The following is a 14,104-nucleotide window of genomic DNA, read 5'->3' on the forward strand; positions in this document are numbered from 1 at the left end:
TCGGGGTCAGTCCGTGATGGTGGGCGGCTCGGTCAGGAACGGACGCAGCTCAAGCCACTCGTGGATGGGCTCGCCACCCGCCCCGGGAGCGGCCGACAGCTCCCCGGCCAGCTCGACGGCCCGCTCGTAGCTGTCGACGTCGATCACCATCCACCCGGCGATCAGATCCTTGGTCTCGGCGAACGGCCCGTCGGTGACCGGCGGACGCCCCTCGCCGTCGTACCGGACCCAGGCCCCCTCGGGAGCGAGCGCCTGCCCGTCGACGAACTCGCCGGTCTTCTCCAGCCGGTCCGCGAAGTCCCGCATGTACGTCACGTGCGCCGTGATCTCCTCGGGCGTCCACTTGTCCATGGGGACGTCGTTGACCGCGGAAGGGGCGCCGCGGTAGTGCTTCAGCAGCAGGTACTTGGCCATGGTGTCTCTCTCCTCGGTTCCGACGCGGCCCATTCTGGCCGCGTTCGAACCAGGGACGGAGCCGGGCACGCGTTCTCGACATCGAGGTCGCGGCATCCGGCGCCGGGCCCGCCGCGTACGTCAGTGCTGGTGGCCGTTTCGGCCCAGGGTTTCCACGGGGGTCGCGCCGGGACGGGTCCACTGCGGTACGGGGCGGCTGGTCGGGCCCCAGGTCGCGTTCCCGTCGGCGTCCGAGCGCCAGGACCAGCACGCGTGACGCCCCTCTGGCCAATCGGCGGGGTTGTCCTCCCACGTCTCGCCGCGGCCGTAGGGCGTCATGTCGAGCAGGCCGATGGCCCCGTTGACCCGCTCGTTGCCGCGGCCGGTGGTGGAGTAGGTGAGGAACACGCGGTCGCCGTCGCGCAGGAAGGAGGTGAGGTGACCCATGCTGTCGCCGACCGGCGCGTCCAGGCCGCGCACCGAGTACCAGGGCTCGGTGTAGCCCATGAACTCGACGTAGGCGGCCACCTCGTCCCACCGGCCCGTGGTCAGGACGGCGAACGAGACGCCGCGGGCGTTGAGGTACACGGCGTCCTTCAGATGCCAGGCGGTGGTGGTGCACCCCTCGCACTGCCCCTGGTGCGGCGCCCCGTCGTACCACATGTGCTTGTAGACGACGAGCTCGTCACGCTCCTGGAACAACCCCAGGAACGGCACCGGTCCGTCCGCCCCGGTGACCTCGACAGTTCCGTCGAACTCCGTCATCGGCAGCCGCCGCCGGGCCGCGGCGATGGCGTCGCCCTCGCGGGTGTGGGCCTTCTCGCGGACCAGTAGCTCGTCACGGGCGGCTTGCCAGGCCGCCGGGTCGGCGACGGGCGGGCGTCCGGGCGGTGCGGTGGCCATGGTGTCCTCCGTGGTGGCTTGTCCGGTGTGGGACAGCGCCGTACGACGTGCTGCGGCGCTCACGGGTACAGACCGGCGCCGGGGCCGGAACTCATCGCGACGGCCTCGGTGACGTGAGTTGCCGGGCAGCGGGGCGGGCGCCCGCTCGCGCACGGTTCGGATGCGCGAGCGGGGTAGTGCGGCCGGGTGGGTCAGACCAGGTGGTCGAACTCGCCCGCCTTCACCCCGAGCAGGAACGCCCGCAGCTTGTCGCGGTCGGTCGTGACGATCGTGCCCGGCGCGTCGCTCTCGCGGAGCAGGATCCGGCCGTCCACGTGGGCCAGTTCGACGCACTGGATCTCGGCGTCGGATCCCGAGAACGAGGACTTCTGCCAGTTGATGGGGGTGCTGGTCATGATGGGCGACTCGCCTTCTGTGAGTGTTGCTGTGCGCCGGTTGCGTTCAGCGGTGGACAGGTGGGTACGAGGGGAAGCCGGCGCGCTTCGGCGGTGTGGAACACGTGGTACGGGTGGACGGTCCACTCCACCCAGGCGCCCCGGCGGCTGAGCGAGAACCCGCAGGGTTCGCCCCTGTGCAGAGCGGCTACGGCTCCGACGCAGCCGCCGCCCTCGGCCCAACTGAGCGCGCGTTTGCGCTCGTTGGGCGGGAGTGTGGTGGTGAGGGCGCGGACGGACTGCCGGATCTGGCGGATCGCCTCGGCGGGGGTGCGGGCGGAGCGGCGTTCGATCGTCTCGACATCCGAGCCCGCGGCGGTGAGCGAACGGTACGTGACGTGCTCGTACCAGTAGCGGATTTCCGCGTCCGGGCATGGCGAAGCTGCGGGCTGGAGCATGGATGGACCTTTCGCCGGTTGGCGCGATCACCCCCCGCGCCTTGGCCGCCGGCATGAGGAGCGGGTGGGCAGGGGGTGACCCTTGCGACGTCGCGGCTGGGCAGGGGCCTGCCGAGGTGGCCCCTGGTCGGTGCGACGCGTAGTGACGGTAGCGTCACGGACGGGGCGTCTGCAAGTGTGCACCGGAACATGGTTGACGGTGCCTACGGCGAGAGCCCCTCCGTCAGGTGACGGAGGGGCTCCAATCGCAGGTCAGACCTGCTTAGTTGGCGAAGTGGTCGAACTCGCCAGCTTTTACGCCGGTGATGAACGCGGCAAACTTGTTCCGGCTGGTGGTCGTGACTACGTTCGGGTCGTCACTCTCGCGGACGAGGATGCCGCCGTTGTGCTCGGCGACCTCGACGCATTGCTCACCTCCGCCACCGGAGAAACGACGACTTCTGCCACTTGATCTCGTTGCTCATACCTCTGCCTCCGGGTGGTGGTCAGTTGGCGAAGTGGTCGAACTCGCCCGCCTTGATGCCGGCGATGAAGGCGGCGAACTTGTCGCGGTTGGTGGTCGTGATTGCGTTTGGTTCGTCACTCTCGCGGAGGAGTATGGCGCCGTTGTGCTCGGCGACCTCCACGCATTGTGCGCCCGACCCGGAGAATGACGACTTTTGCCACTTGATTTTTGAGTTCATGCCTGCGTGTCTCACAGATCTCGTGCGATGTGGTGGATGAAGCTGCGCGACTCATCAGGCTCCAGAGAAGCCTGCTCGGCAAGGTCGAGCTGCGTTCGGTGTGCTTCCAGGTCGGCTGCCGCGTTAAGGAAGAGGCCGACAAACGGACTGTCGATATGGACCGTGTCGAGTTGCGGGACGATCCCGCCCGCGTAAAGGGTTGTGTGAGTGACGTCAACGAAGTGTTCGCTGGCGAAGGGGATTACTCGAACCATTACCTCGGGCCGTTCGGACGCTTCGAGTAGGTGCTCAAGCTGCTTGCGGGCGACCGCCCGGCCACCCGGACGCATCCGGAGCGCGGCTTCGTGAACGATGACCTCGCAGTCCGGAGGGTTCTCGCGGTCGAGAACGGACTGACGCCTCATGCGGTGGTCCACACGCGCCTGGATTTCGTCCGACGGCAGCCGCGGGATTGCTACGGAAAACAGCGCTCGCGCGTAGTCCTCCGTCTGCAACAGGCCCGGAAGGGTTACGGCTTGCAGGTACCGCAGCTCAACGGCGTGATGCTCCAATTCGGCGATGTTCAAGAAGTCCGGTGCGAGGACGCCGCGGTATTCGTCCCACCAGAACTGTCCCCGGTGTTCCCGCGAGATGGTGCACAGGGCATCAAGTAGTGCGTCGTCGTCGCAGGAGTAGTAGATGAAGAGCCGACGGATGCGCTCCTCGCTGATCCCGATCCGACCGGCCTCGATGTGGCTGATCCTGGCCTGATCCGTCGAGAGAAGACCGGCCGCTTCGCGAGCCGTCTTGCCTGCGCGGTCGCGAAGTTTCCGCAACTCGCAGCCAAGGCGTGTCTGGCGTGCGGTCGGGTTGTCTCTTGGCGGCATGGCTACCTTCCCCTGTTTGCCCACAGTGTCGCTCGTAACGGTGTCACGGGTCCACCGGCTATCGCGATCTCCACCAGGGTTGCACCGGTGCATGTATTAACTCTACGCTCATGGGCGGCACCAGCGCGCATCCACCGCCCGTAGGGAGACCCCGACATGCCCCCCGTAACCCCCACCCCAACCCCCCACCACGGCGGCGAGAGCTACCGACTCGTCGTGCCCAATACCGCCCACGCCCCCCGTCTCGCCCGGGAGTTCGTCAGCGCTCTTCTCGACGTCAGCGGGTACGCGACCCTCGTGGACGACGCCCGGATCTGTGTCAGCGAGCTTGTCACCAACGCTCATCGGCATACCCGGACCCGGCAGATTCGGGTCGAGGCCGTCGTCAGTCGGAAGCGGGCCACTGTGTACGTCTGCGACAGCAATCCCTGGGCCCTGCCCGTGCCCGGGGAGGCCCAGGATGTATCGGAGCACGGGCAGGGGCTGCGGCTTGTCGAGAGCATCGCCCGGGGCTGGGGGCTCACCATCTACGGGGGGTGCTCGCCCTCGTACAAGGCCGTCTGGTTCAGCCTCGCCCGGCACGGCGTCGCCGCGTGAGGCACCTCGCGTGGGACTTCATACTCACCGCCGCCTGTCTCGCCGGCCTCGCCGCCGGGCTGGTCCGGACACGGGTCGGGCCCGGCGCCGAGAGAGCAGCACCGGGCCCGGCCTCGTGTCCGACAGGAGCTACGCCGCGTCGATGCGCGAGATGCTGCCGCCGAGCGTGAGCACGTACAGCTCGCGGTCGCCGCCCTCGACGAACGAGATGACCTCGCCCGGGTTGACCCCGAGGTCACCCTGGGCGGTCACCGCGCCGTTCTCGATCGTCAGGGTGCGCACCGTGCCGTCGCAGTAGTCGCTGTAGAGGTACTGCCCCTGGAGGTCGGGGATCGCGTCGCCCCGGTAGACGAAGCCGCCGGTCACCGAGCAGCCCAGGCCGTTGCGGTCGTACTCGTGCACCGGCGGGACGTGGTTCGCGGGCTCCGTGCCGCCGCGGAAGGGGTGGTTGCCCTCCATCGAGGCCCAGCCGTAGTTCTCGCCGCCCGCGCTGTCCGCGGAGGCCCAGTCGATCTCCTCCCACTCGCTCTGGCCGACGTCGCCGATCAGCAGGTCGCCCGTGCCCGAGTCGAAGGAGAAGCGCCAGGGGTTGCGGAGCCCGTACGCCCAGATCTCGTCCTTCGCGTTCGGGTCGTCGACGAACGGGTTGTCCGCCGGGATCGCGTACGGCTCGGCGCCCGCCGGGTCGATACGGAGGATCTTGCCGAGCAGCGTGTCGAGCTTCTGCCCGTTGCCCTGCGGGTCGCCGCCGGAGCCGCCGTCGCCGAGCGCGATGTAGAGGTAACCGTCGGGGCCGAACTTGATGTCGCCGCCGTTGTGGTTCTCGAACGGCTGCGTCTGGGTCAGGACCGTGCGTCGCGTGTCCTGCTGGATCGCGCCGTCCTGTACGGCGAACTCGTCGATCGTGCTGGTGCCTTCAAGATTCGTGAACGAGATGTAGAAGTGCGCGAAGTCCTTGTCGAACGCGACGCCCAGCAGCCCGCGTTCGCCGTCGGTGGTGGTCTCGTCGGATATGTCGAGCACCGGTTCGCCGAGTCCCTGGTCGCCCAGGACCCGTACGGTGCCCGCGCGTTCGGCGATCCAGACCGTGCCGTCGGGCCCGGCGGCGCCGGCGATGGGGTTCGTGGCCGTGCCCACGTCCGTGAGCACGACCTCGGCCGCCGACGCACGCGGGGCGGCGGGCTCGTCGGCGGATGCCTGGCCCAGCGCGAGGGAACCGATGAGGCAGATGGTGCCGATGATCGCCGTGCTTCTGGTGCGAAATTTCACCGTGACCTCCTGGAGCCGGCGAGTGGGGGGGATTCGGGGCGGCCGGCCACGGGTGAGGCTACAGAGACGGGGGTGTTCTGGCCCAGACCAATACCGGTCCCTTTTCGCTCCACCCCGCCCCAACCCGCCTGACCCGGCGCACGGGTGCCCACGCGGGGCGGGCACCCGTGCACCGGGCTCAGCGGTCGGACGGAAAGCGTCAGCCGAAGTTGTAGACCGTGACCGTCACCGATCCGCCCTCGGCGCTGATCGTGTACTCGCCGGGGCCCGTGTACGGCACGCAGCCATCGGCCAGGACGTCGTCCTCATTGATGCCCGTGTCGTCCTCACCCACGAACGCGCACACCTCGGAGACGGGGTGCGGGGCGTACCGGTGCTCCGCGCCGCCGAAGAGCGGATAGCGGGGCAGGGTGGGCGTGTTGATGTCCCGGTCCGGGTGCTCCCACAGCGCGGTCTGCTGGCCCCACGGTGCCCTCACGGTGACTTCGCCGTAAGGCTCGGGCAGATCGTTGTCGTCGTTCTCCCGGGGGTTGGAGAACTCGATCGAGTACGTGATGGGCCCACCTGGCACCTCCGCCTGAGCCGCGCCGACGCTCACCCCGCCGACCAGTACCAGGACTGTTGAAGCGAGGGCCGCCAGCCGACCCGCAGATGTGGAACGCATACCAAATCCCCTTCAGCTATCGGTAGTCGAGCGACTACGGCGAGTAGCGTATGGGTGCCTGGCGCGGCTCGTACGGCTCCGATGATCAAACCGCCCGCAGGGATGGAACCGAAGCCCGGAGGGGTCGAAGCCCACGGGGCCGTCGCGCGGGCGCACACAGCCGGCTCCGTCGGGCCGCCGCCCACCACCCGGACCGCCCGCCCGGGTCACCCCCCGCGCCGACTACCCTGGGACGTCGACCCGTCCGTCCCGTAGCCCGTCCCCGCAGCAGGAGTGAAATGGCCGTCAATCTGGTCAATGTCGAGGCAGTCACCAAGGTGTACGGCACCCGTGCGCTGCTCGACGGTGTCTCCCTCGGCGTCTCCGAGGGAGACCGGATCGGGGTCGTCGGGCGCAACGGAGACGGCAAGACCACCCTCATCCGGATGCTCGCCAAGCTGGAGGAGGCCGACACCGGGCGGATCACCCACAGTGGCGGGCTGCGGCTCGGGGTGCTCACGCAGCACGACTCGCTCGATCCCGCCGCCACCGTCCGGCATGAGGTCATCGGCGATCTCGCCGACCACGAGTGGGCCGGGAACGCCAAGATCCGGGACGTGCTCACCGGGCTGTTCGGCGGGCTGGAGATGGCCGGGTTCCCGCAGGGGCTCGACACCGTCATCGGGCCGCTGTCCGGCGGCGAGCGGCGCCGGATCGCGCTGGCGAAGCTGCTCATCGCCGAGCAGGACGTGATCGTCCTCGACGAGCCGACCAACCACCTCGACGTCGAGGGCATCTCCTGGCTCGCCCGGCATCTGCGCGAGCGCCGCTCCGCGCTCGTCGTCGTGACGCACGACCGGTGGTTCCTTGACCAGGTCTGCACACGGATGTGGGACGTGCAGCGCGGCGCGGTGCACGAGTACGAGGGCGGCTACTCCGACTACGTCTTCGCCCGCGCCGAGCGTGAACGCATCGCCGCCACCGAGGAGTCCAAGCGGCAGAACCTGGTCCGCAAGGAGCTGGCGTGGCTGCGGCGCGGCCCGCCGGCCCGTACCTCCAAGCCGCGCTACCGCATCGAGGCCGCCAACGAACTGATCGCGGACGTGCCGCCGGCCCGCGACACCTCGTCGCTGATGAAGTTCGCCAACGCCCGTCTCGGCAAGACGGTCTTCGACCTGGAGGACGTGACCGTCCAGGCCGGGCCCAAGGTGCTGCTCAAGCATCTGACCTGGCAGCTCGGCCCCGGTGACCGGATCGGTCTCGTCGGCGTCAACGGCGCGGGCAAGACCTCGCTGCTGCGCGCGCTCGCGGAGGCGGCCCGTACGCAGGGTGACGTCCAGCCCACGGCCGGGAAGGTGATCGTCGGCCGGACCGTCAAGCTGGCGTACCTGTCGCAGGAGGTCGGCGAACTCAAGCCCACGCTGCGCGTGTTGGAGGCCGTTCAGCAGGTGCGCGACCGGGTCGACCTCGGCAAGGGGCGGGAGATGACGGCCGGGCAGCTCTGTGAGCAGTTCGGCTTCGGCAAGGACAAGCAGTGGACGCCCGTGGGCGATCTGTCCGGCGGTGAGCGGCGCAGGCTCCAGATCCTGCGGCTGCTGATGGACGAGCCCAACGTGCTGTTCCTGGACGAGCCGACGAACGACCTCGACATCGAGACGCTCACCCAGCTCGAAGACCTCCTCGACGGCTGGCCCGGCTCCATGGTCGTCATCAGCCACGACCGGTTCTTCATCGAGCGGACGACGGACAAGGTGTACGCGCTCCTCGGCGACGCCGCCCTGCGTCATCTGCCGCGCGGTATCGACGAATATCTCGAACGGCGGCGCCAGGTCGTCGAGTCGGCGGCCCCCGCGCCGGCGCGGACCGGTGGAACGCCCGCACCGGCCGCCGCCGCACCCGCCGCGTCCGCGAAGGACAACCGCGCCGCGAAGAAGGAACTCCAGCGCATCGAGCGGCAGCTGGACAAGATGTCGACGCGCGAGACAGCGCTGCACGGACAGATCGCGGAAAGCGCCACGGATTTCGACAAGGTGGCGAAACTCGACAGTGAGCTACGTGAACTCGTCGCTCAGCGCGATGAGTTGGAGATGCGCTGGATGGAGCTCGCCGAGGACGCGTAGAGGTCCCGTACAGACCTCGTAACAACCGCATCACGGGCCGGTCCTCCCTTGGGAACAGGGGCGGACCGGCCCGTCCCGTACAGGGGTGCGAGTGATACAAAGAAGGCCCGCTCGACTGACGTGACACTGCGGATTCCAAGCCCGAATCGCTCCATCCGGTGGCCATCGGCTCGTATTCGAGAGCTGATTTCCAGCCAACCGGAATCGCGGGGGAGACCGACCGGACGAAGGACCGTACGACAAGGGGGGAAGCGCTGATGACCCAGCCGCCCAGCCAGCCACCGCCGCCGGGCCAGCAGCCGGGATACGGCTACCCGCAGGGACCGCCGCAGGGCGAGCCCGGCTACGGGTACCCGCAGCAGACGCCGCCCGCCCCGGGCCAGCCGCCGGCGCAGCCGGGTCCGTACAACCAGCCCGGACCGTACGGGCAGCAGCCTGGCCAGCCTGGCCCCTACGCGCAGCAGCCGGGTCCGTACGGCCAGCAGCCCGGTCCCTACAACCAGCCGGGACCGTACGGCTCCCAGCCCAACCCGTACGGCGGTGGCAGCGGCTACCCGCCCCAGCAGTTCCCCGGCGCGCCCACCCCGCCCCCGGGCGGCAGCGGCGGCGGCAACTTCTTCCAGGGCAAGCCCGGCGTCGTCATCGCCGCTGCCGTCGCGGGCCTGCTCGTCATCGGCGGCGGCACCTGGTTCGCCCTCAGCGGTGACGACAGCGGCGGCGGCAAGAAGAACGTCAGCAAGGACAAGGACGCCAAGCCAACCGGCGAGTCCGTCCCCGACGAGGGCGACGGCACCGGCGGCGGGCGCGAGGCGCAGGACGACCTCAACGCCGGGCGCAAGGACGGCGAGTCGAAGGTCCTGTGGCTCCAGAAGAACGACGTCGACCTGCCGAAGAACGGCGCCGACGTGCAAGGCCCGTGGTTCGCCGGCGATGTCGTCGCCAAGGCCATGTACAAGAAGATGGTCGGGTACGGCGCGGCCGACGGCAAGCAGAAGTGGAGCCTCACCCTGCCCGCCGAGGTGTGCGCCTCGCCCTCGCTGCCCACGGCCGACGGCAAGATCGTCATCGCGATCAAGGACGGTGTCTCGGAGAAGGCCGACTGCACCGTGCTCCAGCAGGTCGACCTCAAGACCGGCAAGGGCGGCTGGAAGCAGGAGGTCAAGGAGGCGGACAACTGGGACTTCCTCTCCGACATCACCCTCGCGATCAACGGCGACACCGTCACCGCGGCCCGGACCGGCCATGTCAACGCCTACCGGATGAGCGACGGCAAGGAGCTCTTCGACGAGGTGCCCGGCGACTGCCAGCCGAGCGCCATCTCCAGCGGTCCGCGGATGATCGCCGCCGAGTCGTGCCCCGGCGGTGACGTCGACAAGCAGCAGAACCAGGTGCAGGAGCTCGACCCGGCCACCGGCAAGGCCAGGTGGACGTACAAGCTCAAGACCAACTGGGAACTGGACAAGGTCTATTCGAGCGACCCGATCGTCCTGTCGCTGACCGAGCCGGACAAGAAGACCTGGGCCATCGTCGCGCTCAACGCCAACGGCACCCTGCGCTCGCAGATCGACGGCGGCAAGGACAAGTTCCAGCCCAACTGCGGCGGAAGCTTCATCGTCTTCGGCGCCAACCTGGACGGCTGCACCGGCGTCGCCGCCGACGCCGACACGTTCTACATGTCGACGCAGCCCAGCGAGACCGGCTCGAACGGCACCAACGAGGTCATCGCCTTCAACCTCGCCACCGGCAAGGCCAAGTGGCGCGCCAAGGCCCCGTCCGCGCGCGTCATGACGCCGCTGCGGATGGAGGGCGCGAACGTGGTCGTGTACTACGAACCGTCGTACGACAAGGGCGGCGCGGTCGCGACCCTGGCGCCGACCGGCGGCTCGCCCAAGGTGGTCCTGCAGAATCCGGAGTCCACCTCCGAGATCGAGAACTCCTTCTACGACTCCGAACTGGACTACGTGGACGGGCGGTTCTTCGTAACAAGCAGCCGCGTCAGCGCCAGTGACGACAAGGCCGAGATGGAGACGAAGACCATGATGGCGTTCGGCAAGTGATGAGCTGTCGGCACGAGCCGCCTTCGGGCGACACGCCTTCCGGCGGTCTTCCGTCACCCCTCCGTACTCGCACCCGTTTTGAGGTAAGCACGCCATGACGCAGCCACCGCAGCCGCCCAACGAGCCCCCGCAGGGAGGGTTCGGCCAGCCCCAGGAGCCACCGGCCGGTGGCTTCGGCGCACCGACCGAGCCGCCCCCCGGCGGCTTCGGGGCCCCGACGCCGCCGCCCCAGCAGCCGGGTTACGGCTACCCGCAGCAGCAGCCCGGTCAGCCGCAGTACGGCTATCCGCAGCAGCCGCCGACGCAGCCCGCGGGCCAGCCGGGGTACGGCCAGCCGCAACAGCCCCCCGGTCAGCCGCAGTACGGGTATCCGCAGGGAGCCCAGCCCCAGTACGGCTACCCGCAGCAGCCCGGCCAGCCGTACGGTCAGCCGGGACCCGGCGGGCCCGGCGCTCCGGGCGGTCCCGGCGGCGGCAGGAAGATCAGCGCGCAGACGCAGATCATCATCGCCGCGGTGGTCGCCGTCGTCCTGATCGTCGGCGGTGGCGTCTACTTCGCCTCCAGCGGCGACGACAAGAAGGACGAGGCCAAGAAGTCCGGCACCAAGGGCGGCGACGGCAAGGGCGAGAAGTCCCTCGGCGGCGGCGACGAGAAGCCGCCGGCCAACACCAAGTCGAAGGTGGCCTTCCAGCTGCCGCAGCCCAAGGTCGGTGACATCACCGATGTGTCCGGCTCCTGGATCACCGACAAGGCGTACGTCAAGACCGGCGTGAACCAGATCGTCGCCTACGACCCGGACGCGGGCAAGCAGCTGTGGACCATCCCGCTGCCCGGCCAGGTCTGCGCGGCCTCGCGCCACGCCACCGAGGACAACAAGACGGCCGTCGTCTTCGCCGCGAGCAAGCCGACCGCCAAGGACAAGTACGTCTCCTGTACCGAGGTCGGCGCGATCGACCTCGACGCGGGCAAGCTCCTGTGGACCAAGTCGGTGACGGGTAGCAACGCCGGTGACAACAAAGCTGACTTCAGGGAGGTCACCCTCAGCGGCAAGACCGTAGCCGCCGGCGGCACCGACGGCGGCGCGGCCTGGGACCTCACCTCCGGCGAGAACCTGTGGAAGCCCGAGGTCAACGCCGAGGGCTGCTACGACATGGGTTACGGCGGCGGCCCCGGGCTCGTCGCGGCGCGCAAGTGCGGCTCGTACGACGACCCGACGGTCACGATCGAGACCGTGAAGCCGACCGACGGGGCGCCCCTCTCCAAGTTCACGATGCCCAAGGGCGTCGATTACGTCTCCATCGTCTCCACCAAGCCGCTCGTCGTCGCGGCCGACGTCGGGGACACTGCCGGCGACGGCAGCGGCATCTCCGACTTCTTCTCCATCGACGAGGCGACCGGCAAGCTGCGAGCCAAGATTCCTGTGGACGCCGACAAGTACGCGGGTCGGTGCGCCTCCACCAAGGTCGAGCAGTGCAGCAAGCTCGCGGTCGGCAACGACCGCATCTATGTGCCGACCGAGGAGCACGAGGGCACCGGCGACGACTACGGCCAGACCAACGAGATCGTCTCCTTCGACCTCGCCACCGGCAAGGCCACGACCGACCGGGCCGACGCGGGTGAGCGCTACGCCATGTATCCGCTGCGCATGGACGGTTCGAACATCATCGCGTACAAATGGCCCCCCTATGACAAGGGCGGACAGATCGTCTCCATCGACGGCGGCTCCTTCAAGGAGACGCTGCTGATGGAGAATCCGAGCGAGGAGTCCGTCCGCGAGGCGGAGACCAGCTTCTCGCTGGACGGCGCGGAGATCAGGTACGGCAACGGCCGGATGTACACCTCGGAGACGCTGATCAGCGAGCCGAGCGAGTACAGCAAGGACCGCAAGGAGTACCTCGTGGTGGCGTTCACCACGAACTAAACGCCGGGGGGACCGGGCCTCGGACGGCACGACGGGTGGGTGGCCCCGCTGATGAGCGGGGCCACCCACCCGTTCCGTCACTGTCAGTCGCGTCGGCCGTCAGTTGTCGTTGATCGTGGTCTTGCGGTGCGCGGACTCTTTGCACTGCAGGATCGTGCTGCCTTCCATCTGACAGATGCGAATCCATGCCTCCTGGGGGAAACCGCCGGGGATGGCGTAGGTGCTCCAGGTCTCGCCGGTGCCCTTGCCCGTGGAGACCCTGCGCATCGGCCAGTACCGCTTCCCCGCAGTGGAGATGGTCACCAACTGGATCGTCACGCTGTGCCCATCGGCCGCGTCGTCCCGAACCGCCAGCGTCAGCGGCTCCAGCCGGTCGAACCGCCAGTTCCAGCCCGCTTTGCCGTAGGCGTAGCTCGCGCTCACATCGACGCTTGCGCCTGCGGCGGCCGACGTCTCAGCCTGGGCGGGGGAGGCGAGGCCCGCGGCCGTCGCCAGAGCCACTGCCAGCGTGATGGTCGTCCGTGAAAGACGCATGTATTCCTCCGTGTTGAGAACTGACGGCTGCCATGCACATGGTAATTGTGGCCCTATATCCCGTCCAACGAATACGTGTTGACCTGAACCGCGCCGAACTATCGGATTGGGGCAGTTTCTTGGCAGTAGACGCGGCGCGACCCCGGCGGAGCGTGTAGCTTGCCGGGTCAGGGGGGCCGGGGGGCCCGGGGCCGGCGGGGATGGGATTTGCTCGATGGGCGTACGGCTCATGGTGGTTGACGACCACAGACTGCTCGCCGAGGCGCTGGCCTCGGCACTGAAACTGCGCGGGCACCGGGTGCTCGCCGCGGCGGCGCCCACGGCGGGCGCCGCCGAACTGGTCGTGAGCCGGGCGCCCGAGGTGTGTCTCATGGGGACCGCGGCACCGGCGGAGCCTGGCGCCTTCGACCCGATCGTACAGATCAGACGCGACCGCCCCCAGGTGGCGGTCGTGGTGCTGGGTCCGGTGCCGAGCCCGCGCGGCATCGCCGCCGCCTTCGCGGCCGGGGCCTGCGGATACGTACGGCACGACGAGCGCATCGAGGGTGTCGAGCGGGCCATCGTGAAGGCACGGGCGGGCGACGCGGCCGTGGCGCCGGGTCTGTTGCAGGGCGCGTTCACGGAGCTGCTGAATCCCGTGGCCCAGCCCGACGACGAGGGGCAGCGGCTGCTGCGGATGCTCACCCCGCGCGAGATCGAGGTGCTGGTGCGGGTCGCCGAGGGGGAGGACACCCGGCTGATCGCGGCCGGTATGGGCATCGCGCCGAGCACGGCCCGTACGCATGTGCAGCGGGTCCTGATGAAGCTGGGCGTCGGCTCCCGGCTGGAGGCCGCGGCGCTGGCCGCCCGGACCGGGCTGCTGGACCGGGCGGCCGTGAGCGTCCTGCCGGGCGAGCCCCCGGACACGTCGAAGGGGCCGGACGCCGCGTACGAATGAGTACGTGACCCCCGGCCCCCGCGTGGGCGCGACTACTTCTCCGGGCCGGTCCCGTCGGTCGCGGTCTGCGCCGGTATCTCCACCGGGCGCAGCTTCATCCAGCCGAGGAAGAACAGGCCGAGCGCCAGCATCGCCAGCCCAGTCCAGAGGTTGATGTTGACGTCCTCGGCCTTCTTCAGGTCCGCGTCGGAGACGAAGACACCGGCGACGGTGACGATCACCCCGTACAGCGTGAACAGACCGCCGATGATGAGACGGATGTCGAACAGGCGGGCCGCGGTGGCGGACCTGTTTTCCAGTTCGGAGACTTCTTTGTGCAGGTCGGACATGGTGTGTGCCTCCGTTTCGG

General features: G+C 69.1%; 16 protein-coding genes. 5 read left to right on the forward strand and 11 right to left on the reverse strand.

Going from position 1 to position 14,104, the window contains the following annotated elements:
• Positions 1 to 6: 6 nt before the first annotated feature.
• The 7 genes from OIE74_RS23235 to OIE74_RS23265 form a co-directional block, all read right to left on the reverse strand.
• Positions 7 to 414 carry a YciI family protein gene (locus OIE74_RS23235; protein WP_329386699.1) on the reverse strand — a complete coding sequence of 136 codons (408 nt, stop codon included), beginning with the start codon at positions 412 to 414 and terminating at the stop codon, positions 7 to 9.
• Positions 415 to 534: 120 nt separating this feature from the next.
• Entirely contained in the window at positions 535 to 1,296 is a 762-nt protein-coding gene (locus OIE74_RS23240; RefSeq protein ID WP_329392398.1) for a DUF899 family protein, read from the reverse strand.
• A gap of 191 nt (positions 1,297 to 1,487) precedes the next feature.
• Positions 1,488 to 1,691, reverse strand: coding sequence for a DUF397 domain-containing protein (locus OIE74_RS23245; protein WP_329386701.1), 204 nt, complete (start codon positions 1,689 to 1,691; stop codon positions 1,488 to 1,490).
• Positions 1,688 to 2,128, reverse strand: coding sequence for a hypothetical protein (locus OIE74_RS23250; RefSeq protein WP_329386703.1), 441 nt, complete (start codon positions 2,126 to 2,128; stop codon positions 1,688 to 1,690). The genes OIE74_RS23245 and OIE74_RS23250 overlap by 4 nt, the downstream gene beginning before the upstream one ends.
• A gap of 262 nt (positions 2,129 to 2,390) precedes the next feature.
• A complete protein-coding gene (locus OIE74_RS23255) occupies positions 2,391 to 2,504 on the reverse strand; it encodes a DUF397 domain-containing protein (RefSeq protein WP_329392399.1) in 114 nt (37 codons plus the stop codon).
• Positions 2,505 to 2,613: 109 nt separating this feature from the next.
• Positions 2,614 to 2,811, reverse strand: coding sequence for a DUF397 domain-containing protein (locus tag OIE74_RS23260; RefSeq protein WP_329386705.1), 198 nt, complete (start codon positions 2,809 to 2,811; stop codon positions 2,614 to 2,616).
• Positions 2,812 to 2,822: 11 nt separating this feature from the next.
• Positions 2,823 to 3,677, reverse strand: a complete 855-nt coding sequence (locus tag OIE74_RS23265; RefSeq protein ID WP_329386708.1) for a helix-turn-helix domain-containing protein — start codon at positions 3,675 to 3,677, stop codon at positions 2,823 to 2,825.
• 156 nt (positions 3,678 to 3,833) lie between these two features.
• Between OIE74_RS23265 and OIE74_RS23270 the strand changes: the two genes are divergently transcribed.
• Positions 3,834 to 4,274 (forward strand): ATP-binding protein, encoded by a 441-nt coding sequence (locus tag OIE74_RS23270; protein ID WP_329386710.1) that lies wholly within the window; start codon positions 3,834 to 3,836, stop codon positions 4,272 to 4,274.
• Positions 4,275 to 4,403: 129 nt separating this feature from the next.
• On the opposite strand, the gene OIE74_RS23275 is transcribed toward OIE74_RS23270, so the two are convergent.
• Both OIE74_RS23275 and OIE74_RS23280 read right to left on the reverse strand, forming a co-directional pair.
• Positions 4,404 to 5,543, reverse strand: a complete 1,140-nt coding sequence (locus OIE74_RS23275; protein ID WP_329386712.1) for a PQQ-dependent sugar dehydrogenase — start codon at positions 5,541 to 5,543, stop codon at positions 4,404 to 4,406.
• A gap of 199 nt (positions 5,544 to 5,742) precedes the next feature.
• Positions 5,743 to 6,207: a hypothetical protein gene (locus OIE74_RS23280; RefSeq protein WP_329386715.1), complete on the reverse strand. Its 465-nt coding sequence runs from the start codon at positions 6,205 to 6,207 to the stop codon at positions 5,743 to 5,745.
• 278 nt (positions 6,208 to 6,485) lie between these two features.
• Between OIE74_RS23280 and OIE74_RS23285 the strand changes: the two genes are divergently transcribed.
• From OIE74_RS23285 to OIE74_RS23295, 3 genes are all read left to right on the forward strand, one after another.
• Positions 6,486 to 8,306 (forward strand): ABC-F family ATP-binding cassette domain-containing protein, encoded by a 1,821-nt coding sequence (locus tag OIE74_RS23285; RefSeq protein ID WP_329386717.1) that lies wholly within the window; start codon positions 6,486 to 6,488, stop codon positions 8,304 to 8,306.
• A gap of 257 nt (positions 8,307 to 8,563) precedes the next feature.
• Complete coding sequence (locus tag OIE74_RS23290) at positions 8,564 to 10,363, forward strand: outer membrane protein assembly factor BamB family protein (protein ID WP_329386719.1); 1,800 nt, start codon at positions 8,564 to 8,566, stop codon at positions 10,361 to 10,363.
• A 94-nt stretch (positions 10,364 to 10,457) separates the two neighbouring features.
• The gene (locus tag OIE74_RS23295; protein ID WP_329386721.1) at positions 10,458 to 12,284 is read left to right on the forward strand and encodes an outer membrane protein assembly factor BamB family protein; all 1,827 of its coding nucleotides are present in this window, start codon (positions 10,458 to 10,460) and stop codon (positions 12,282 to 12,284) included.
• 99 nt (positions 12,285 to 12,383) lie between these two features.
• Here the strand turns inward: OIE74_RS23295 and OIE74_RS23300 are convergent, their stop codons facing one another.
• Positions 12,384 to 12,818, reverse strand: coding sequence for a hypothetical protein (locus OIE74_RS23300; protein ID WP_329386723.1), 435 nt, complete (start codon positions 12,816 to 12,818; stop codon positions 12,384 to 12,386).
• 214 nt (positions 12,819 to 13,032) lie between these two features.
• On the opposite strand from OIE74_RS23300, the gene OIE74_RS23305 reads away from it, so the two are divergent.
• Entirely contained in the window at positions 13,033 to 13,755 is a 723-nt protein-coding gene (locus OIE74_RS23305; protein ID WP_329386724.1) for a helix-turn-helix transcriptional regulator, read from the forward strand.
• A gap of 32 nt (positions 13,756 to 13,787) precedes the next feature.
• Here OIE74_RS23305 and OIE74_RS23310 read toward each other — a convergent pair whose 3' ends face one another.
• Positions 13,788 to 14,084, reverse strand: coding sequence for a hypothetical protein (locus tag OIE74_RS23310; protein ID WP_329386726.1), 297 nt, complete (start codon positions 14,082 to 14,084; stop codon positions 13,788 to 13,790).
• Positions 14,085 to 14,104: the final 20 nt, after the last annotated feature.

Origin of the sequence: Streptomyces sp. NBC_01716, from assembly GCF_036248275.1 — a bacterium.
Lineage (GTDB): Bacteria > Actinomycetota > Actinomycetes > Streptomycetales > Streptomycetaceae > Streptomyces.

Excerpts from the sequence above, each read along its gene's own strand:
- OIE74_RS23300 (WP_329386723.1), bottom strand. The coding sequence starts at position 12,818 with ATGCGTCTTTCACGGACGACCATCACGCTGGCAGTGGCTCTGGCGACG.
- OIE74_RS23270 (WP_329386710.1), top strand. The coding sequence starts at position 3,834 with ATGCCCCCCGTAACCCCCACCCCAACCCCCCACCACGGCGGCGAGAGC.
- OIE74_RS23285 (WP_329386717.1), top strand. The coding sequence starts at position 6,486 with ATGGCCGTCAATCTGGTCAATGTCGAGGCAGTCACCAAGGTGTACGGC.
- OIE74_RS23310 (WP_329386726.1), bottom strand. The coding sequence starts at position 14,084 with ATGTCCGACCTGCACAAAGAAGTCTCCGAACTGGAAAACAGGTCCGCC.
- OIE74_RS23280 (WP_329386715.1), bottom strand. The coding sequence starts at position 6,207 with ATGCGTTCCACATCTGCGGGTCGGCTGGCGGCCCTCGCTTCAACAGTC.
- OIE74_RS23235 (WP_329386699.1), bottom strand. The coding sequence starts at position 414 with ATGGCCAAGTACCTGCTGCTGAAGCACTACCGCGGCGCCCCTTCCGCG.
- OIE74_RS23260 (WP_329386705.1), bottom strand. The coding sequence starts at position 2,811 with ATGAACTCAAAAATCAAGTGGCAAAAGTCGTCATTCTCCGGGTCGGGC.
- OIE74_RS23295 (WP_329386721.1), top strand. The coding sequence starts at position 10,458 with ATGACGCAGCCACCGCAGCCGCCCAACGAGCCCCCGCAGGGAGGGTTC.
- OIE74_RS23250 (WP_329386703.1), bottom strand. The coding sequence starts at position 2,128 with ATGCTCCAGCCCGCAGCTTCGCCATGCCCGGACGCGGAAATCCGCTAC.
- OIE74_RS23240 (WP_329392398.1), bottom strand. The coding sequence starts at position 1,296 with ATGGCCACCGCACCGCCCGGACGCCCGCCCGTCGCCGACCCGGCGGCC.
- OIE74_RS23245 (WP_329386701.1), bottom strand. The coding sequence starts at position 1,691 with ATGACCAGCACCCCCATCAACTGGCAGAAGTCCTCGTTCTCGGGATCC.
- OIE74_RS23290 (WP_329386719.1), top strand. The coding sequence starts at position 8,564 with ATGACCCAGCCGCCCAGCCAGCCACCGCCGCCGGGCCAGCAGCCGGGA.
- OIE74_RS23305 (WP_329386724.1), top strand. The coding sequence starts at position 13,033 with ATGGGCGTACGGCTCATGGTGGTTGACGACCACAGACTGCTCGCCGAG.
- OIE74_RS23265 (WP_329386708.1), bottom strand. The coding sequence starts at position 3,677 with ATGCCGCCAAGAGACAACCCGACCGCACGCCAGACACGCCTTGGCTGC.